Source organism: Bacillus mycoides (assembly GCF_000832605.1).
Classification (GTDB): Bacteria; Bacillota; Bacilli; order Bacillales; family Bacillaceae_G; genus Bacillus_A; species Bacillus_A mycoides.
In genome coordinates, this window is record NZ_CP009692.1 from 2719859 (window position 1) to 2740767 (window position 20909).

Genomic DNA, 20909 nt, shown 5'->3' on the forward strand with positions numbered 1-20909 from the left:
TTTTGTAGTGTGGAAATATAGCTATTAGATCACCAAACTAGTATTTTTGGGGCATTAACTTAAACAATAAATAACTTCATGTCTATCTTGTTGATGAAATTCATTGCCCTCGGATAAAGGATAGTAAAACCCCTGAATAATTAGTTTTATTGATTTTTATTACAATTTTGTAAGGTTAAGTAATAAAAATCGATAGAAGGGGATATTAGAATGGGATACTCTGATTGATGGGTAGAATATTCTGAAAAAAGGGGTGGAGCAAATGAAGAATAGAAAAAAAGCATCGATAATATGCAAAAGTATTTTATGTTTAATGATTTGTATATTCATTACGAATGAAGCATGGTTTACAAATGTGGTGAGGGCAGAATCAGGCACGTTGACTGATAGGAGTATAGAGGATTTCAAAAAAAAGCTGGATGAACAGGTCCCAAAATGGAAGGAGAATTATGGGGTACCAGGGGTTGCAATAGGGATTGTACATGAGGGGCGTATTGCTTATACACTTAACTACGGTTATGTAGATAAAAAGACAAAAAAAGCGGTGAGTGATGATACTTTGTTTCAAGCTGGTTCCATATCTAAAAGCCTTACAGTGTGGGGAATCTTGCATCTTGTAGATGAAGGTCGTTTATCACTAGATAATCCCGTTGGAAAATATCTGACCAAATGGAAATTACCTAATTCAGAGTTTAATAATAATGAAGTCACGATAAGAAGATTATTAAGTCATACAGCAGGACTGTCTGCACATAAAGGATACCTTGGGGTTGCACCAGGGAAAAATCTTAATTCTATTGAGGAGTCTCTGTCTGGAAAAGTTTGGCTTAATGAACAAGTGGAGGTTACCAATAAACCAGGTTCAGAAACAATTTACTCTGGTGGCGGATATACAATTTTACAACTTGTAATTGAAGAGGTTACCGGAATACCTTTTGATCGTTATATGGAAGAACAAATTATGAAACCTTTAGGAATGAAATCTAGTTCATTCTTACAACGCCCTGAAAATCATAACCTTTCGAAAGCTTATGGATATTTTGGAGAGGAGCTCCCTAGTTACCAATTTACCGAACAGGCTGCTGCAGGTCTCAAGACAAATGTTACGGATATGATGACATTGATACTTGCAAGTATGGATACAAATAATAAAGGAAATGGTGTCATCAAAAGTGAACGTGTTACGGAAATGCAAAAGCCAGTATTAGGGGAGAATGGTTTAGGTATATTTGAAAAAAAACTATCTAATCAATGGAAATTACTTTATCATTCTGGTGACAATCGAGGCTGGCATTCTTTTTATGGTTTCATTCCTAATACAAAGGATGGATTGGTAATCCTTACAAATGGTGAAGGTGGTATAGACTTACGACAGGATATTTACCACGCATGGATGGAATATGAAACTGGAAAATTACCTAAAAGTTACTTCTCTCTAGCTGAGCAGAGAAAAAACAACTCTATTACATCAATTGTTATTGGAGCCACACTTGGTTTATATTTGCTGCTATTTGTGATTAGATTGTACAAAGGGAGAAGAACTTTCATTTTTAAGCACGAGAAGAAACCTTACATAAGATTAGTGGTTAGGGTATTTTTACTTATTATTACTGCTATTCTCGTTTTTTGTGCTGCCTATTTGTGGAGAGTTTTTAGTTTGAATTCCGGTAATACAATAAATTTTATTCTAATAATGGCATGGATTATAACATTATTAATTAGTGGATTTTTCCCGAAAGTTAGAAGTAATAAAAAACAACGTATGAAACTAAAAGATTTAACATCAAAATTTACATTTATGTAATGTTAAAGGCTAGAAAGCTGGATTGGCGCGAATTTCGAATTGTGGAGTGCAATGAAAAGACAAAATCTCTTAAAAAACACTTAAATTTTTCCTCCATCTATCTTTACAATCCCTCTCTATAATATGAATTGGACAAGCACCTAAGAGAAAGCAGAACATGTCAGATTATACATTCTATTATTAGGGAGAGAATTTGTATGAAAAAGACAGTAGCTTCATTGGCTGTTATGGCAGCTTTATTACCGACACTTTCGATGCATGCGGAAGGGAAAGAGCAAGTTCGAAAATCAGCTACAACTTTTAACGTTATTAGTGACATTCAAGGAGATTTAGGGGACTTTGATCACGTATTAAAAGATATGAACAAAGTGACGCCACTTTCCAGAGCGCTTATTATGAATGGGGATATAACGCAAACTGGGCAGCAGTCACAATATGATGATGTGAAGCGTGTGTTAAACAAGAATAAGCATCCGGAAAATGTATGGTCAACTGTTGGGAATCATGAATTTTACGCTGGTAAATGGACAGCTGATGGGAAACTCTCTCAAAATACATGGCCAAATGGTGTAACGGAAGAAACATTGTTTAATCGATATTTAAAATTTAGCGGACAAGATAAGGTATATCATAAAAAAGAATTAGACGGTTATCCGCTTTTATTTTTAGGAACTGAAAAATATATGAAATACCACGATTCGAAAATGTGGGATGAAGTATATATGAGTGATGAGCAATTAGGATGGCTAAAACAAAATTTAGAAGAGTATAGTCAAAAAGATAAAAATAAGCCAATTTTCATTTTCTCTCATCACGTTTTACCTGATTCTGTATCCGGATCAAGACAATCACCATATTTACAAGACTATTTAAACGTGGATAAATTGTACGATGTATTAAAAGACTACCCGCAAGTTGTTTTCTTTACGAGTCATACGCATTGGGATTTAAACTTGCCAGACTGGGCTGGTAAAAAGAAAATTACAGGCGGAGATGAAAAAGGATTTACGGTTGTAAATACGGGCGGAATTGAAACAGGCTGGATGTCAGCTGGACCAAATGGCGGAGAGAAGACTGCTCCGGATGGATCTTCTTTCAAACAAGGATTGCAAGTGAAAGCATACGGTAACGATGTTGTCGTAACGGCTTACGATTATAAACGGGATAAGGGCATAAAGAACTTATTAATTAGTGACGCAAAAATTGCACAAATGGCACCAGATGTAACAGCAGATGATAATAAAAATGTAATCGTTGGTGCTACTGAATATATGGAGTACTCTGTAGAAGGAACGAATGAGTGGCATACGTATTATACAGCAAACCCGCCAAAATTTGATGGGGACAAGATTGTATATGTACGCCATAAAGGAGAAATGAATTTAGAAGCAGGATTAACGCAACTTCTTCGTTTTTCGGCAAATAAGTGATTGGAGAGAGCCCACATTTAAATGTGTGGGTTCTTTTTTGATTGATGAGAAACGGGCCTCTATTTGTATATTTTTGTCGTTGAATCGATATATTAAGAAAACCGTTCATATAATTTCATTTACCGTACTGGAGTTAAAAATCATTGATATAAATTGCATTTACCGAATTCTAATACATTTTTAATCCAGAAAGGTGACTTCATCATTTTTCCATGTAATAATAGTATGGTTACATTTACTGTGAAAGAGTATAAAAGGAGCGTTATTGATGAATTTAGCTAAATTTCCGAGAAAAAAATATACAGAATCATATACACCAATTGAAAAATTAAACAATTTTTCTGAAGTACTTGGTGGGCCGACTATTTATTTTAAACGAGATGATTTACTTGGTTTAACAGCTGGCGGTAATAAGACGAGAAAGTTAGAATTTCTAGTTGCGGATGCACAGGAAAAGGGTGCAGATACGTTAATTACAGCTGGTGGTATTCAGTCAAACCATTGCCGTCTAACACTTGCAGCTGCGGTAAAAGAAAAAATGAAATGTATTCTTGTGTTAGAGGAAGGGCTTGAGCCAGAAGAAAAGCCAGACTTTAACGGAAACTATTTCTTATATCATTTATTAGGTGCTGAAAACGTAATTGTTGTACCAAACGGAACAGACCTTATGGAAGAGATGCATAAAGTAGCGAAAGAAGTCAGTAAAAAAGGAAATACACCATATGTCATTCCAGTTGGTGGATCGAACCCTACTGGGGCAATGGGATATATTGCTTGTGCGCAAGAAATTATGGCTCAGTCATTTGAGCAAGGAATTGATTTCAGTTCAGTTGTTTGTGTAAGTGGTAGCGCTGGTATGCATGCTGGTTTAATTACTGGTTTTTCCGGAACACAAAGTAAAATTCCTGTAATCGGAATAAATGTAAGTAGAGGAAAAGCGGAGCAAGAAGAGAAAGTAGCAAAACTTGTAGATGAAACTTCAGCTCACGTTGGTATCCCAAACTCTATTTCACGCGAGGCAGTTACATGCTTTGATGAATATGTAGGACCAGGATACGCGTTACCGACGCCAGAAATGGTAGAAGCAGTTCAATTACTTGCGAAAACAGAAGGTATTTTACTTGATCCAGTTTATACAGGTAAAGCAGTAGCAGGATTAATTGATTTAATTAGAAAAGGCAAATTTAATAAAGAAGACAACATTTTATTCGTACATTCAGGTGGTTCACCAGCTTTATATGCGAATACGTCTCTATTTGCGTAAGTGTAAAAAGCATTGGGTATCCAATGCTTTTTGTTTTGAATTAATGTTGAAATTTGATACAATTTCGTGAATATGCGATGATTTTTCAACATTCAACGGTAAACAACGATATATAAAGGAGATTGATGTATGACAGAATTTTGGGAAGCAAGTTTTATAGAAAATCAAATGATGTGGGGATTTGAAGCTGCAGATTCCGCAATTTTGACGAAGGATTTTTTCCTTGAAAAGAAAGTGAAGGATATATTGATTCCTGGTATTGGATATGGAAGAAATGCAAAGGTTTTTATTGATACCGAAATACAAGTAACAGGTATTGAAATTTCAAAAACAGCGATCGAATTGGCGAGGGAAAATGAAATTAATGCTAATTTATTCCATGGTTCAGTTACGGATATGCCTTTTGATAACAAACTGTATGATGGCATATTTTCTTATGCACTTATTCATTTGTTGAATAAGGATGAGAGAGAGAAGTTTATTAAAGATTGCTATAGTCAGTTAAAGCCAAACGGATATATGATTTTTACTACTATTTCAAAAGATGCCCCAATGTTTGGGAAGGGGAAACAACTGGGTAAAGACTACTTTGAAATAATGGAAGGGGTAAAAATGTATTTTTATGATGTTGACTCGGTAAAACAAGACTTTGGAAACTATGGACTGATAGAAACTACGGAAATTGTGGAGCCGCATAAAAATATGGAAAGTAAGCCTCCATTTAAATTTATAATGATCAAATGTCAAAAAACACTATAATTACAATTGTGTAAAAATAGTGAAAGGTTACTTAATAAGCTTGATGTGTAAGCTACTCACTAATTATTCTTTAAAGGCGAAGTAAGGGAAGTCAAATGGCATCCCTTACTTCGCTTAATTTAGTTTAAAACATGTTTTAAACTTCCAACGAATTATTTGTTATATAATGGAATTGTTGAAGCGTGAGAGGGGTGATTATATGAGTACAACATTAAGAGGGATCATATACACAATACTCAGTATTTCTATAATATTAATAATTTTTTTAGGTTACGGATTATATTTGTATTTTAAGTGAAATGGTAACCGAACCAAAGGAAAGATAAAATAATTGCTGTGTTAAATAGAGTAAAACACAAACCGCTAATATAATTGCTATAACAGCAAAAGTTACCATGAAATATACGAAAGGAACTACGTAATCTACTCCAACTCTTTCTAAAATAGGGAGAAAGAGATTAATATTTTGTTTGCTTCACTTTTTTTCGGCACTCTACAGCTAGATGGTATTACTGACACGTACAAGTTATCAACAATCTTTATGTTGAAAGAATCTTAGCGTACGAAATTCGCGTTTTGTTGGTGCGACCACATCTCTATTAAGCTAACAGATGCAATCACCTTCAACTATCCCTTATCAGATACAAGGTAACAGATGTTTTTATAATTTGAAAGACGAGGAAACGAACTTGGAGGGAGTATTGGAAGCATACAATAAATACATTGAGGGGGCATGTTTGAGAAGATTAAATCAATGGAAAAGGAAATGATTTTTAAGTCTGGGCTATGGACCTATCCTCCCGTTCTAATTAACTAAAAGAAGAACTTCCCCATACCGATTAGACTACTAAGCATTCCTATTCCATTCATGGTGCCTTTTCCTACTGTAAGTAAGTTTCCAAGCATTCCTGCCTGACCGTTACCTCCGTTATTCCCCCATCCCATTGGGAGCCATGAACCACCCCATCCCATGGGATTTACCTGTCCTCCCCATCCTGGAGGGTTTCCAAAAACACCCGAGTTATTGGTACTAAAGTTAAAAGCCTTGGCTGGCGGCGATAGTAAAGCGGCAAGATGCCCTTGTGCGAACATCCCTGTATGATTGAATGGTTGAGCCCAAGGGAAGGGGGGTTTTTGAAAATTGAAACCTGCATGGCCTGGTAATGGAATCCAATTAGCAGGATGTCCTTGGGGCATCATCCCTGCATAATGGATTGGCTGACCCCAAGAGAAGGGAGGGGGTTGGGGATTGAAACCCGTATAATTGGTTGGTGAATCCCAACCAAATGGATAGACTCGACAACTCCAATTCTCAGGAATCTTCAGACCATTCATTTCCTCAGCTTTAGTTATTTGGGGCTGTGAATATAATGATGCCATTGAAATTTGGTTATTATATTGTTCCCCGTTTCCCTTTGAATTCAAATACCAATATTGGTGCATACGCTTATTCCCCTCACTTTAAAAATGTAATGTTAGACTTAGCCTATGTAATATTCCTTTTTATGGATAGTTACATAACTAGATCTACAAGCCCGTATTTAAAGGAATGGGTGCGTGGTCTTGTTGATTTATCCCGCTATTTGTGGGCAGTAAGACCCCCGCCTCAAAATTCAGCGAAAGCAAAGAAGTTTGGGGGGGACTGCCTGTAAAAGTCCCACTGATTAAAGTTTCACTTTATTTTAGAAGAGGATTTTCAGTTGCTCCTTTTGTTTATTTCAGCCTAATTTAATTTCGGTTAAAAAACGTGTTTAAATATTCATTCAAAATCTTATTTAAATGTTTATAAAGGTTTAATCAATAAAAAAGATTTTAAAATGTTATGTTGAGCAAGTAGAATTGCTAAAAAGAGAATATCCATTCGAAGAGTTTGGCAAAATACTGCAAGGATAATGTATTCTTGTGCAGATATGCAAACGATTTAAACTAATCAATGAAATTTATAATGAAGGGGCAAATAAATATATGAGTGAAACATTACATAAAAGAAAACCACCATATTTAATGCTTGTAATCCTTTTTATTGGGGCATTTGTTTCATTTCTAAACAACTCGCTTTTAAATGTAGCCTTGCCATCAATAATGAAGGATTTAGACATTAAAGATTATTCAACGATCCAGTGGCTTTCTACAGGGTATATGCTTGTAAGTGGTATATTAATTCCGGCATCAGCATTTTTAATAACCCGCTTCTCCAATAGGAGCTTATTTATTACATCTATGGTGATTTTTATTCTTGGTACGGCCTTAGCGGCTTTAGCACCGAACTTTGGTTTATTACTTACTGGCCGGATGGTTCAAGCAGCAGGTTCTTCAGTCATGGGGCCTTTGTTAATGAATATTATGCTAGTAAGCTTCCCAAGAGAAAAACGGGGAACAGCAATGGGGATTTTTGGATTGGTTATGATTACAGCTCCAGCAATTGGACCGACACTATCAGGTTATATTGTAGAGTATTATGACTGGCGTTTGCTTTTTGAAATGATTTTACCGTTAGCAATCATTAGTTTACTGTTAGGGATTTGGAAATCTGAGAATGTCATGAAACAAAACAAAAATGCAAAACTTGATTATCTCTCATTACTATTATCTTCTGTCGGTTTTGGCGGTTTGTTATATGGATTCAGTTCTGCAAGCTCCGATGGTTGGAAGAATAAAGTTGTCTTAACAACCTTAATCATAGGCGCTATTGCCCTAATTACTTTCATTATCCGTCAATTAAAAATGAATGAGCCGTTATTGGATTTACGTGTTTACAAGTACCCAATGTTTGCACTTGCGTCTGTAATTGCAATTGTCAACGCGGTGGCCATGTTTTCGGGTATGATTTTAACACCAGCTTATGTACAAAACGTCCGTGGTATTTCGCCGCTGAACTCTGGGCTGATGATGCTTCCAGGTGCGGTAATAATGGGGGTTATGTCACCAATTACAGGTAAACTATTTGATAAATATGGCCCTCGGATTCTTGGCATAGTAGGACTTTCCATTACAGCTGTTTCAACTTATATGTTGGCAAACCTGCAAATTGACTCTAGTCACACACATATTATTCTTATTTACACACTGCGGATGTTTGGGATGGCAATGGTGATGATGCCACTTATGACAAATGGTCTTAATCAATTGCCAACTCGCTTAAATCCGCACGGTACGGCTGTTAATAATACAGCTCAACAAGTGTCCGGTTCGATTGGTACTGCTATTCTTGTTACGATTATGAATTCTGTAACAACAACAAAAGCTGAAAGTCTAATGTCGGATGTAGATCCAACGACCTTCACAGAAGCTACGAAGGCAGTATTAACTCAGAAGGCTTTATTATCGGGAATTCAATATTCATTCTATGTAGCGCTTGGCATGAATGTTGTTGCACTGCTATTAGTTTTTTTCGTTAAACGTGTAGATACAAGCGCGGAAGCTGTCGAGAGGTTAAATCGATAGAGAAAAATAAAACTCTAGATAATGATTCCTACAAGTTTTTTTGCTGATTAGTTAGACAAGGAAGCTTTTATCTGGTAGTTATCAAATCAAAGAAACTTCCAGTGAAATTTGCATTGAAAAATATTGAAAATAGGAGTGAGTGAAAAACGTAGGGGATTCCTCTACGTTTTTTTATGTGAACATTAATAAGGTGTTCAACACTAGCCATGATAATGATCTTTTCACCTTATTACGGGTAGTGGCAGCTTCGCTGGTACTACCCGTAATATTGAATTTGAAAATAAAAAGTGAAACAAACTATCTCATAACTTGAATCGGAGCAAACACTCTAACCACGGGTTGCTTTTATTATATACCAAACCTTAACATATGCCCTTTAGATATTTGGAAATTATGTGAATTTTAAAAAAGAGAACAAATAACTGTTTTAAGTCCCTAAAAATTCCAATTTAACATTTTGAACAAAATATTTTAAATCAATATATATTTCATAATAAATTATAAAAAATGTAGATATAGGTAAATAGAGAAGAATGTCCTTTATTGGTAAATCAAAGAGGGAATTTTTATAATCCAAAAACGTTATCAAATCAAGTAACAGACATGATAAAAAAGACAAATCTAGATTTTCTACAGTATCGTGAAAATCCTGTAACGGCACATACATTCCGTCATGCATTTGCAATCATGGCAGTTGAACAAGGAAATGCGGATCTATATCATTTAATGCAAACGCTGGGCCACGAAAATATCCAAACAACAAAAATCTATTTAGAGAAGCATATGAAACGGGAGAATAATGTGGGTACTTCATGCGGATGCGCGGATATGTTGATGTGAATTTGAAACACTCCAAACCTTATTTAATTATGTATTTTTTATATAATTAAATAAGGTTTTATTCATGCGGAAATATAAATGGATAATTATTGGTAAAGAAATAAAATTATAATTTCACCTGTTATTGGGTAGATAAGTATAGAGACAGCTAGTGAATTAGGAGACATTTGGATTAGAGGGATTCTCACATGTAAATAGTTCTGTAGGTGGAGAAATTACGAGATATTTATTTTGAATTAGAAAGGAATAATTATCAGATGAAAAGACTTGAAACTGTCTTCTGTATAGTGATAATAAAGACGTGTAATTCCAATATAGACAACAATAGCGTTATTACATATTGAATGTAGTAACGCTATTTAAAGTTTATTAAAACAGAATTTATCTTTCTAAAATTATCTATCAAAAATGATATTCAATAAAATTCGTAGTTTTATCCTTTACGGCATCTTGTAACTACAGCTTACTTAGCTCTAAAGAAACAACAAACATTTTTCTTATTCAATAACTCCAATTTCTAGAGCCTTCTGGACAGCTTCTTCCTTGTTACGCACCCCTAACTTTGTGTAAGCCGAGGAAGCATAGTTCCTGACTGTACCACTCGACAAATATAACCTTGAAGCTATTGTAGTGTATCGGAGTCCTTTTGCTACTAGCTGCAATATTTCTATCTCTCTGGTTGTTAGCTCATAAGCAGTAGCTTTTGATTGTGGTGTCTCGATTTGCTCATCAAACTTCTCAAATATTTTGTGAGACATTCCCTGATCAATTAGTGTCCCACCTCTGTGAATAAGTCGGATCGTATTAGCTAGCTCCAATGTTTCAATAGATTTAAGTAAAAAACCATCCGCACCGTTACGAAGCGAGTCCAGCGCCTGTTCCGTATCCTGAAACGTTGTAAAAATCAATACGCGGATATGTGGCCATTGTTGCTTTATCTTTTTGGTTGCTTCGACTCCATCCATGTGCTGCATATCTAAATCCATAAGTACAACGTGGGGTTGAAGGCGCCCACACAAATCGATGGCTTGATTGCCATCCTCAGCCAAACCGACTACATTTAAATCTTCATATCTATCGAGTAGTGTCCTCAAACTTTCCCGAACAAATGGCTGGTCGTCTACAATTAACAAACGAATAAGTCCATCTCTTATTTCAGTTTGTCGCGGTATGGTACATGTAACAAGCATTCCTTCCTCTGGCTTTGTATATACAGACAATTGACCTTGTAAATTCATTGCCCGCTCTTTCATAGCATTCATACCGAAGCCTTCCTGCCATTCTACATTTCCCTTTCCATTATCTTGCACTTCCAGCCTCGTATATTGTTGTTCAAACTGCAATGAAACTATAATTTCAGTCCCCTGACCATGACGTACTGCATTCGTAAGGGACTCTTGTAAGCAACGAATAAACGCTATCTTCGCTTGCCGAGACAGTTGGTATTCTTCTCCGAATGCTCGAAAGCTTACATTCACCCGAGCGTGCTCCTGAAATTCGGCTCCAAGATTTTGTAGAGATTGAATCAAGGAAGGCGATTGACACGGAGACTCCATTTGATGTAGGTAACCTCTCACGTCCTCGATGCTTTTACGTCCCATTTCAAGCAGAGAATCTAGCCTCTGAATACCCATTTCGGTAGCAAGCTCGGTGCGCAACGTTTCCATCCCCATAATAATAGAAGTATAAGCGTGACCAACTGTATCATGAAGCTCGCTCGACAGCCTGTTTCGTTCCTCTGCCAGTGTAATGCGTTCGATTTGAGACATATATTGCTCAAGTACCGCGTTTTGTTTACGAATCGCTTCATTTTGTTTATGATTGACGATTAATAAATGAAAAGCAAACCCCATTACATAAGAGAGTCCGTAGTAGGTGACCATAATCCAATAGTTATTACTTGGCGCAACTGCATAAAAAATTCCAGTTGTTATAAAAACTGTTGTTGGAGCTGTCCAATAATAGGACGAATGCTTACTATTCGCAGCGATAAGAAATACCGATATAAGAAATGTGTTGTAAGCTTCCGGAAATAAAGAGGTTAAATATATAGACAGTCCACCATATAGCAGTATTTCTGTGAACAAGTAATATTTATAATTGAACAGTAAGGCTACCCATGGAATAGAGAAGGCAACAACCTCCCAAAGAATAATAATCCAAAGTGGCAATGTTAAACCATCCTGAAAATTTAATGTAGCTAGGATGATAGACACACTAGCAATTAGACGGACCCCTAACATAATCCAATCATACCAAAACCAATACTTAACCATATCTAACAAGTTATTTACCCCCTAAGTAGCCTACCTTTTTACTTCTTATATTATAAATTAATCCTTTATGCATTGTTATACTTTTTAATTTTACACTGCGATCCTCTCACAGACTGCAAACTTCTATCGATTTAGTTGCCGAATCATACTACGTGTATAACCACCAAATTTCTTTGTCAAACCATCTACTATTCTAATACTTATGGCGATAGACACTATACCCATAGACATGACAAAGAGTGACTTGGAAAAAGTATCTATCTGTATGAAAATAATATTCATATCGATGTATCGATACAGTAGTGGTGCCAACAGGAACATAAGTGGCATTATATAAAAAATGATTACACTAATGAGACTGAAAATGCCAATCACAAATTTCTGCATTAACCAAAAGACAGCAGACCAGGTGCGACGATCCGTAAGTCCTAATTTCACCTGAGCCCAGTTTGATGTATCCGTTGTTATACTTCTATCGTAAGAGTCAGTCGAAATATCGGTATAAATTTTCGTCTGTATACGCTCGAATTGGATAAAAGGTGTGGTAGTCTGTAGTACTCGTATAACTAATGGAATCCCAACTACCGTAAATGAAAGGGTGAAACTGAATAGCAAAGCTATTAGGTAAAAACAAAAATAAAACAATCCTGTAACGAAAGTTAGCAATAAAAAATAACCATTCTGGATGAATCTTGATTTCATAAAGTTCATCGCTCCTCTCTGTGTAATAACCGCATCATACTGCTTTTTTTGTCAAATTCACCAGTGTAAAAATGTCATATGACATTTTTAAATGATGCTAAAAAGGGGAGAGTAACCTACTTCTGGTTAAAAAAGATGCTTATATTAATCTCCATAAAACAATCCCGTTCTTGCAGATGCAAGAACGGGATTGTTTTGTACTTTTATTTAATATGAGATGGACTTGTTTTTCGAATGTGAAAAATAATATCAAATTGCTCACGCAATGAAGTATCAAAGTATAACGAACCGTTCGGGAGGAGTTGTCCCCCAATACTCAGTAATGGCCTTTTTTCTCTAACCCATTTATCTGCTTGCCCTTTAAGGTGACGGTTATCTAACAAAAACATTTGATACGGGACTTTTCCAAGGGTATAATTGAAACTATTTACATCTTGTGGAATAGTATCCGTTGCAATCTTACCTCCGGTGGAAGGATTATATTCGCTGTATAATGTGAATTTCCCCTCCGTAGTTGTACTACCAATTGTGACATAATTATTCTCTAAACGTTCCTTCAAAAACTGCCCCGCAGCATAAGGATATAATTTCTCATCGATAATTCCTGTAGCTATATGAATATTGTGTCCCCATACCATAGTTTTACCACCCAATGTCTCTTGTGCCCACATTGCTTGATCGGCCATGTATTGCTCATGTAGCTTTATCATACTTGGATAGTCATTAGGAAGCAGCATTGTGGTGAATTTCTCTATTGCATTCGCTGTTGCTTTTACCCAGATGTACTCGGATGAAACTATTTCTGTGTTTGCCTGCCCATTATCATCTTTAAGTAATTGGGCTACTTTCTCAGCGTTTGCCTTGAACTTTTTTTTCATTTCAGGAGCAAGCGTCATGTATTCCTGTACACTTCCAGTGAAAGATGACAGTTCTTTATAATTTTCTTCTACTTCTGCTAGCAAATCTGGTCGATGCAGCTTTACATAATCAATTACTTTATTAAAGACACTTTGGTCCAGCGTCTTTAAGTCTAGTCCAATAAATTGGATCTTTTTTTTATTGGAAGGATTAGCATTATAATCCTTCATCCATTCAATCATGGCAATAATTTCATCAGTAGGATATAACAAGTTTAAAAATTCCCTAGGGTTTCCTTTTCCTGTTTGGATATATTCATTTAGTTTTAAGCCGTTTCCCCAATCTTCTTCCATTCCAAAATTCGTAAAACCCATCTCAGTAACCAAATATTTCACAAGGCGAAATTTCATGGTGAAAATTTCAGAGCTTCCATGAGTATTCTCTCCTAATCCTACATATTGTGCACTCCCAATCATTTTCTTAAGTGGTTTTAAATCCTCAAATGATTTTGACGGTTCTATCGTTTTTAATGGGTAAGCCTGTGATTGTATTGATTTAACTATATTTTTTTGGATTGATTGACCTGAATTTTCGACTGCTACTGTTTGAGCGTTTCCTACTTCTCCACATCCTGTGACTAATAAAGCTGTACTAACCATTGCAATTATTCTTTTCTTATTCATTTTTTTCCACCTCAATTGAATTGTTTTTAAAAGCGAGATTGATTCATGTACTTGCACGAATCAATTGCCTTAATTCAATTGTTATCTATCCCATATCATATTTTCTAGTTACATATTGTCATAAGGTTAATTGACACAGGTCATAGACTAATCATTACACTTTTGTACTATCGGCTATGACAACTTATAAATAATAATTACATTGATGAGTCGCAAGTAAGACTAGATTATAAATTTGGGAGGGATTTTAAAGATGAATTAATCTATATGCCAAAATATTTTCATTCTAAGTTGAATTTGTTGAAATGACAGGAAGTCGGTTCGATAAACAAATTAATAAAAGGGGAAGGGCGGATTACAATGATATTACATGCAGAATCATGCCGCAATAAAGATAAAGTCCAACGTGCAAAAAGAGGACTTCGACTCTTTTTAACTATCTTGTTCATTACTTCTATTATTCTAAATTTAGTAGTAATGATTACTAAAAGTATGCCGCTTATTGTGGTATATATGTTTACCCCAGCATTTTCTTCTATTTTGACTCGCATAATACTGAAAGAAGGGTTTAAAGATGTATCTTTTAGTCTCGGTAACTTAAAGATATGGAAGGGAATTGGTCTTGCTCTGCTAATACCTATGATTATTTGTGGAATTACTTATTCTATCGCCTGGTTGAGCGGAATTGCGAAGTTTCAGCATCCCGAAGGTGGTATGTTAGAACCAATCTACAATATACTTGGACTTCAGTATCTATCGGCACCATTCAGTTTCATTTATCTAGTAATATTGAGCGGCATTTTAGGAAGTTTGCTTAACTTAATCCCAGTTTTGGGAGAAGAAATGGGCTGGCGAGGTTATATGCTCACAAGGCTAGTCGATGCAGAGTTTTCAAGGCCCATCCTTATTAGTGGATTGATTTGGGCAACGTGGCATGTTCCAATTGTTATTGCTGGTCTATATGTAGAGGGACCATCTGTCTTTCTTTCAGTACTTGGCATCTATTTTTGTATTGTACCATTCAGTTATATTACAGCTTATTTACGACTTATCACAGGTAGCATTTGGCCTTCGGTTATCATCCATACTACTTGGAATGCCATTATTCAAGGACCTTTCGCACGTGCAAGTACAGGATATCAAACTGAGATTTGGATTGGAGAATCTGGATTGATAACCGCCCTTATTATCTTGATTACGGCAATAATTGTGTCTCGGATAATAAGATTTACTAAATATTGATTTTTCACATAAATTTCAAAAAAATGATTGTGAATCAGAAAAACGGACTCTCAGATTGCTTTTTAAGGGTTTTTAGTGGTCATGTGAACGTCATACGTATCGATAAGGATTAAATTCCACACGATTAAAAACAGGGTGTTTAAACGATGTTTTGTTTTTATTCGTAATTTTAAATCTGAAATACTGAAGCCAATGTAATACAATTTCATTGGCTTCAGTATTTTGATTCTTAACTAAAAATAGAGTGGGAAATTAAGGGTGTCATATATATTAATTAAAAGTAGCATACAAAGAATGCTTAAGTGACATTTCTTTTGTTATAGAATAAACAAATCCTGATATTGCAGTAACTATTATTTTGAGGTCAATTTACAGTGAAATAAGTGTCTAATGTCTACTATTACTTTGGATTTATGTTACTGCACCTCTTAATTAGAGGTGTTGTTTTTGTTAATTAATTGTAATTAGAAAATAAATAATATGTTTATGTGATGGAGTAATAAAGCTAGGTAGCATAAAGACTGATACTACAAAGATTAACAACATATAAAAAAAATTATTTATATGTTGTGTCACCGCTGCTATTCCTAATAATTTTGGAATCTATTTATTTCTTCCGCTTTTGCGGAAACTAAAACTAATGTTGCGACCAGTAATATAGTGCCAATTAGATAAAAATAGTTGGACCTATATCGTCAGTATTTTTAATATTCCATTCGCTTTTTGTGTTTTCTATTTTTATTTTTGTACTGATGATAAGACCTTTCCCTCAATTAGATCTTTAAATAACGTAGACCTATTTGGTGCTTGAATTTCTTCCAACGTGAATTTTCCGAAGCATAGTGGTTCAGAAATAGCTTTATCATTTTCATCTGCTGTTAAATTTTCGACTTCTTTATTATCTTTGTCAAAAATTTGGAATACAGCAGTTTATCAGTTTTATATTCGAATTTGCAGCATCCACTTTTTTAATCTCAGTTTGTCCAAGTGATTGAATTTTTGGCTGTTAGTTCTTACGGTGATACAGTATCTCCTTGGACTTTCACTGTATTTTTAATCTTTTTTCCAGCTTGTCCCTCGCATGGAGTACCATTGTATGCCACTCTGTATGTGTCACATCCCAAAATTCTTCGTTTTCTTTTCCTACATTAAATTTACTTTTGTCTGTATCGAATGTATCTGTCACTGTTTAGCCTACTATTTGTAATGTACCTGGGGCATATTCTAGTTCGTCTGGCAATGTATCCGCAAAGGCTAGATTTTTCGCAGGATTAGCAAGAAGCTATTACTTACTAGAGTTGTATACTCCAATCATCCCTTGTTTCTGTATTTTGTAGGTTCTTCACTGTTTTCTCAAGTTCTATGATTAGATCTTGGAGAATTAAGAAACGACCCCCGCTCATTTCATTGTCGTTTAAAAACTTATAAGAAAAGAATCTATTTCTTTCACACTTTTCCTAACTTCTCCGATATGTAGATGCTAATTACAAATAAATAATATATGATTTTCATAAAAAAGATATAGTAATATTTTGTCGTGAATTGTACTATTTTGATATTTTATAGTAATATTTTGTCGTAAGTTATACCTGACGGAAAATAATTTATGAATTTATACCGTAAAGATGTAAAAATTTATCAGTTAATCTAATTAAGAGGAGAAGGTAATGAATAATTCTATCGATATACAACACTTGTGTGATCTCGCACATAAAGCCTTTAATGTACCTGTTCATATTTTATCTACAGACAAAAAAATTTTATATCAGTCTATTTCTGATGATATTTGTAGTCCTTTTTATTCTTCTAAAGAAGAACACCTTAGTGACATTTATCAAGAAAATGATCCCGATAATTTGCCACTTTTCAGATGTAACAGTTATCTTGAAAATTTCGTTCTAATTCATATAGCAAATCATGATTACATAAAAGGGACTATTATAATCGGTCCCACTATACATCCAAAGGGCTCAGATGATATAACCTTTAAACTTCGGAAAGAATTTAACTTAAATAATAATATTCAAGAAAGACTAGCCTATTATCAGTGCCTACCTGAGATTAAAAAAACTACTTTAATTGATATGGGAGTTTTATTACATTACATGATTTTCAATGAAAAGTTAGATGTAGATATTGTTTTAGAAAAAAATAAAGTGCTAGAGGAAGTTCCCTATAAAATTGTGAAACCTGATCTATATATTTTAAAACGCCAACAAAATAAACCTAAAACTCACAACATGGCATTAGTACATAATTATTTTTCAGCAATCAAAGAAGGAGATAAAAAGAAGTTATTGCAATATATGTATGCAGTTTCGCAGGAAGATACTGAATTAATTTTAACAGCGGATCCACTCAGAAACCAAAAAAACCATGGGATTATTGCGATTACTTTAGCTACTCGATATGCGATAGAAGGTAATCTCCCACCAGACATTGCTTTTGCTCTTAGTATTTTGTATATCCAAACCATGGAACAACTAGATAACGTGGACTCTGTAAGGCGATTGTCGGGAGATGCTTTACGTACTTTTGCAGATCGGGTGAAAGAATTCAATGCGCAAAAATTTTCAAATGCGGTTACTACATGTATGAACCATATTAGTAAAAATGTTTACGATGGAATATCTCTCAATGAACTCGCTAATCATTTGGATATTACGCCTACTTATTTATCTAAATTATTTAAAAAAGAAGTGGGAATTCCTTTAAGTGAATTTATTCAAAGGGAACGAGTGGAAGAAGCAAAAAAATTATTAACACTCACTACATATCCATTATCAGATATTTGTGCTTGGCTTAATTTTAACGACCAAAGTTATTTTACAAGGGTTTTCAAAAAATCAACTAACATGACCCCTAGACAGTATCGTGAAAAATATACCGTAATATAAGCTTAGTATCAGTTTCTTGTGCAAAAACTTTAATATATGCCCAAGTAACTCTAAAACTTGAGCATACTGTTTCTTTTACTCTAGAAAGGGTATGTGATTGATCTAGAAAAGGAATATGTATTCAAATAGATCTTGAAGAGTCCATGAAACATATAGCCAAGCTAAAGGACAATGGAAAGATTTATACCATGTTGTTAATTTTAAAGAGTACACTAACCATCATTTTTCTAAGGAAACAAAAAACAGAAGGCTGCAAAGGTTCTTTTCGAGAAAGCTTTGCGGCTTTTTTTAATTTTAAAACCTATAGTAATAACGATGGATAAGTTTATAGATTAATATCTTCATGTTAAGTATTTATTAATGGTGATATTAGGGGCTATTACATAAAATTTAACAAAATAACATATATCACTTGATATATCTATATTATATGCAATTATACATAACCAAATAAAGGAAAGAAAGTATAAAAAAACCTATTAAATTATTCTATAAGTATTTTTTAAAAAATAAAACTGCACGGTTAAGCTAAAATAGTTATTAATTAACCGTATACACTTTAATTTGTAATCATTACAATTACAGAGATAAAACTCCTAATTGATTATATTGGTATAATATTTTCAGCTCGATTTTTTACTTGACAGTTAAATTATCGGGCGCAATCGACAAAATTTTGCTATTTACGCATCGAAAATTTAATGTTTTAATGAACAACATAACTGGTATGACCAGACAGAAAGGAGAAGATTACGCTAATAGGAGTATAGTGAAGTTGCAAGTAACATCATGTTAAGTTTAATTTTCTTAATAATCAGTTAATTTATCAGGAGGTCTAGAGTCTCAAAAGGATCAAGTTTGTAATAAAAGTGTTTTAAGTTACTGCATAACAAAAGTGAATTTATTCCGCAATAAAAGTATAAGCAATGTACAGTATAATTTCATCTTTTGTAGTCTTGTAAGGCTATTGCTGACAAAACTAAAAACCATATTATGAAATTGATATTAAAAAAAGGTCATGACAGGATTAACTCTAGAAGCAATAGTTTATCTATCTTCACGGCTCTGTAAGTTAGCAGCTCTAGGGGAGAAATAATATTTTCCTACTCATTGGGCAGCTAATTCAAATATAGCTGATGAATTTTTATCGTTTCCTATTTGAAAAATAGAGTATCTAAATGAGAGGGAAGTAAAATCTTTAGATCCTATTAGAAGTAAATAATAACGATAACACCCTATCCGAAAGACTTCCCCTTCCTCATGCGTGTGCAAGGAGAGAGCCTAGCGCTAGGGCGTACAAGTTATATGAATCGAGTTATAAAAAACAATGGTAAAGGAGTGTACGGAATGAAAAATAAAATAATGACAGGATTTTTAATAACATCCATTGTAACTGGAGCAACTATTCCTATCAATACTCTCGCAACACCAATCGTTCAAGCAGAAACTCAACAGGAAAGCATGGATATTTCTTCATCATTACGAAAATTAGGTGCGCAATCTAAATTAATCCAAACGTATATTGATCAATCTTTAATGAGTCCTAATGTACAGCTAGAGGAAGTCCCAGCTTTAAATACCAATCAATTCCTAATCAAACAAGATATGAAGGAATGGTCATCAGAACTCTATCCACAGTTAATTCTATTAAATTCAAAAAGTAAAGGATTTGTAACGAAATTTAATAGCTATTACCCGACATTAAAATCGTATGTAGACAATAAAGAAGATAGTGAAGGGTTTTTGGATAGACTTGAAGTTCTTCAAGAAATGGCTATGACGAATCAAGAAAATGCGCAACGACAAATTAATGAATTAACAGAACTTAAATTACAGCTTGATAAAAAATTGAAAGATTTCGATACTGATGTGGCAACAGCACAAGGCATACTAAGTACAGATGGAACAGGGAAAATAGATCAGTTAAAAAATGAATTATTAAATACCAAGAAAGCAATTCAAAATGATTTACAACAAATTGCATTAATACCAGGAGCTTTAAATGAGCAGGGATTTGCTATATTCAAAGAAGTTTATAGTCTTTCAAAAGAAATTATTGAACCGGCTGCTCAAGCAGGGATGGCAGCGTATAACAAAGGAAAAGAAATTAACAACTCTATTCTAGAAGCAGAGAAAAAAGCAGCGCAAGAAGCGAAAGAGCAAGGTAAAACTGCTCTAGAAATTGAATCAGTCAAAAAAGCAGCTCGTGAAGCAATTGAGCGAAGCAAACAAGGTGAAATAGCTGCAGCTGCAGCCACAAAAACGCAAGAATATGACCTGATGAAAGCCATTGATACTGAAAAGATTAAGAAAACACTTGGTGTCTTCGCTGAAGTAAATAAACTAACAGCAGAACAGCGAGCATATTTAGATGATTTAGAGAAACAAAATCAAAAAATATATGATTTAACAACGAAACTATCAATAGCAGATTTACAAAAATCAATGCTTCTTCTTTCACAAAATGATTTGCATACGTTTGCAAACCAAGTAGATGTAGAACTTGACCTACTAAAGCGCTATAAAGAAGATTTGGATCTAATAAAAAATAACATTACAAAATTATCTACTAATGTTGATGCAACTAACGAGCAGTCTCAAAAAGATACATTAAGACAATTAAAAAATGTAATAAGTTACCTTGAAGAACAGGTATATAAATTTTGATATTACGTTTTTGAAAAAACTATAAAGATTATAAGAATCTAGC

Annotated in this window: 14 protein-coding genes and 1 pseudogene; 9 read left to right on the forward strand and 6 right to left on the reverse strand. The window is 34.4% G+C overall.

Features of this window, described 5'->3' with window-relative positions:
• The first annotated feature begins 262 nt into the window (after window positions 1-262).
• From BG05_RS15960 to BG05_RS15975, 4 genes are all read left to right on the forward strand, one after another.
• The gene (locus BG05_RS15960) at window positions 263-1804 is read left to right on the forward strand and encodes a serine hydrolase domain-containing protein (RefSeq protein WP_033734138.1); all 1542 of its coding nucleotides are present in this window, start codon (window positions 263-265) and stop codon (window positions 1802-1804) included.
• Window positions 1805-2001: 197 nt separating this feature from the next.
• Window positions 2002-3234: a DUF4073 domain-containing protein gene (locus BG05_RS15965; protein WP_002185448.1), complete on the forward strand. Its 1233-nt coding sequence runs from the start codon at window positions 2002-2004 to the stop codon at window positions 3232-3234.
• A gap of 268 nt (window positions 3235-3502) precedes the next feature.
• Window positions 3503-4498, forward strand: coding sequence for a D-cysteate sulfo-lyase (gene cuyA, locus BG05_RS15970; RefSeq protein ID WP_003190388.1), 996 nt, complete (start codon window positions 3503-3505; stop codon window positions 4496-4498).
• A gap of 129 nt (window positions 4499-4627) precedes the next feature.
• Entirely contained in the window at window positions 4628-5257 is a 630-nt protein-coding gene (locus tag BG05_RS15975; protein WP_003190390.1) for a class I SAM-dependent methyltransferase, read from the forward strand.
• 813 nt (window positions 5258-6070) lie between these two features.
• On the opposite strand, the gene BG05_RS15980 is transcribed toward BG05_RS15975, so the two are convergent.
• A complete protein-coding gene (locus tag BG05_RS15980) occupies window positions 6071-6700 on the reverse strand; it encodes a hypothetical protein (protein ID WP_003190392.1) in 630 nt (209 codons plus the stop codon).
• Window positions 6701-7222: 522 nt separating this feature from the next.
• Here BG05_RS15980 and BG05_RS15985 point away from each other — a divergent pair.
• The gene (locus BG05_RS15985) at window positions 7223-8701 is read left to right on the forward strand and encodes a DHA2 family efflux MFS transporter permease subunit (protein WP_033734139.1); all 1479 of its coding nucleotides are present in this window, start codon (window positions 7223-7225) and stop codon (window positions 8699-8701) included.
• 537 nt (window positions 8702-9238) lie between these two features.
• Window positions 9239-9541, forward strand: a pseudogene (locus BG05_RS15990) (tyrosine-type recombinase/integrase); the annotation flags it as partial.
• 497 nt (window positions 9542-10038) lie between these two features.
• On the opposite strand, the gene BG05_RS15995 reads toward BG05_RS15990, so the two are convergent.
• The 3 genes from BG05_RS15995 to BG05_RS16005 all read right to left on the reverse strand — a co-directional run bounded on the left by BG05_RS15995 (window position 10039) and on the right by BG05_RS16005 (window position 14060).
• Window positions 10039-11826 carry a helix-turn-helix transcriptional regulator gene (locus tag BG05_RS15995; protein WP_002128076.1) on the reverse strand — a complete coding sequence of 596 codons (1788 nt, stop codon included), beginning with the start codon at window positions 11824-11826 and terminating at the stop codon, window positions 10039-10041.
• Between the two features lie 114 nt (window positions 11827-11940).
• On the reverse strand, window positions 11941-12519 hold the full coding sequence (locus BG05_RS16000) for a sensor domain-containing protein (RefSeq protein ID WP_002168043.1): 579 nt from the start codon (window positions 12517-12519) through the stop codon (window positions 11941-11943).
• A 203-nt stretch (window positions 12520-12722) separates the two neighbouring features.
• Window positions 12723-14060, reverse strand: coding sequence for an erythromycin esterase family protein (locus tag BG05_RS16005; protein WP_033734141.1), 1338 nt, complete (start codon window positions 14058-14060; stop codon window positions 12723-12725).
• Window positions 14061-14420: 360 nt separating this feature from the next.
• Here BG05_RS16005 and BG05_RS16010 point away from each other — a divergent pair, with 360 nt between their 5' ends.
• Window positions 14421-15302, forward strand: a complete 882-nt coding sequence (locus BG05_RS16010; RefSeq protein ID WP_002128073.1) for a CPBP family intramembrane glutamic endopeptidase — start codon at window positions 14421-14423, stop codon at window positions 15300-15302.
• 738 nt (window positions 15303-16040) lie between these two features.
• Here BG05_RS16010 and BG05_RS32165 read toward each other — a convergent pair.
• On the reverse strand, window positions 16041-16217 hold the full coding sequence (locus BG05_RS32165; protein WP_157835323.1) for a SpaA isopeptide-forming pilin-related protein: 177 nt from the start codon (window positions 16215-16217) through the stop codon (window positions 16041-16043).
• Between the two features lie 127 nt (window positions 16218-16344).
• On the reverse strand, window positions 16345-16488 hold the full coding sequence (locus BG05_RS31080; RefSeq protein WP_000132592.1) for a hypothetical protein: 144 nt from the start codon (window positions 16486-16488) through the stop codon (window positions 16345-16347).
• Window positions 16489-16969: 481 nt separating this feature from the next.
• Here BG05_RS31080 and BG05_RS16015 point away from each other — a divergent pair, with 481 nt between their 5' ends.
• The gene (locus tag BG05_RS16015) at window positions 16970-18199 is read left to right on the forward strand and encodes a helix-turn-helix domain-containing protein (RefSeq protein ID WP_002128072.1); all 1230 of its coding nucleotides are present in this window, start codon (window positions 16970-16972) and stop codon (window positions 18197-18199) included.
• Window positions 18200-19546: 1347 nt separating this feature from the next.
• Window positions 19547-20866, forward strand: a complete 1320-nt coding sequence (hblC, locus tag BG05_RS16020) for a hemolysin BL lytic component L2 (protein ID WP_033734143.1) — start codon at window positions 19547-19549, stop codon at window positions 20864-20866.
• Window positions 20867-20909: the final 43 nt, after the last annotated feature.

Bases quoted from the DNA above. Each gene is read 5' to 3' on its own strand.
- BG05_RS15960 (WP_033734138.1), top strand. From the start codon at position 263: ATGAAGAATAGAAAAAAAGCATCGATAATATGCAAAAGTATTTTATGT.
- BG05_RS15965 (WP_002185448.1), top strand. From the start codon at position 2,002: ATGAAAAAGACAGTAGCTTCATTGGCTGTTATGGCAGCTTTATTACCG.
- cuyA (WP_003190388.1), top strand. From the start codon at position 3,503: ATGAATTTAGCTAAATTTCCGAGAAAAAAATATACAGAATCATATACA.
- BG05_RS15975 (WP_003190390.1), top strand. From the start codon at position 4,628: ATGACAGAATTTTGGGAAGCAAGTTTTATAGAAAATCAAATGATGTGG.
- BG05_RS15980 (WP_003190392.1), bottom strand. From the start codon at position 6,700: ATGCACCAATATTGGTATTTGAATTCAAAGGGAAACGGGGAACAATAT.
- BG05_RS15985 (WP_033734139.1), top strand. From the start codon at position 7,223: ATGAGTGAAACATTACATAAAAGAAAACCACCATATTTAATGCTTGTA.
- BG05_RS16000 (WP_002168043.1), bottom strand. From the start codon at position 12,519: ATGAAATCAAGATTCATCCAGAATGGTTATTTTTTATTGCTAACTTTC.
- BG05_RS16005 (WP_033734141.1), bottom strand. From the start codon at position 14,060: ATGAATAAGAAAAGAATAATTGCAATGGTTAGTACAGCTTTATTAGTC.
- BG05_RS16010 (WP_002128073.1), top strand. From the start codon at position 14,421: ATGATATTACATGCAGAATCATGCCGCAATAAAGATAAAGTCCAACGT.
- BG05_RS16015 (WP_002128072.1), top strand. From the start codon at position 16,970: ATGAATAATTCTATCGATATACAACACTTGTGTGATCTCGCACATAAA.
- hblC (WP_033734143.1), top strand. From the start codon at position 19,547: ATGAAAAATAAAATAATGACAGGATTTTTAATAACATCCATTGTAACT.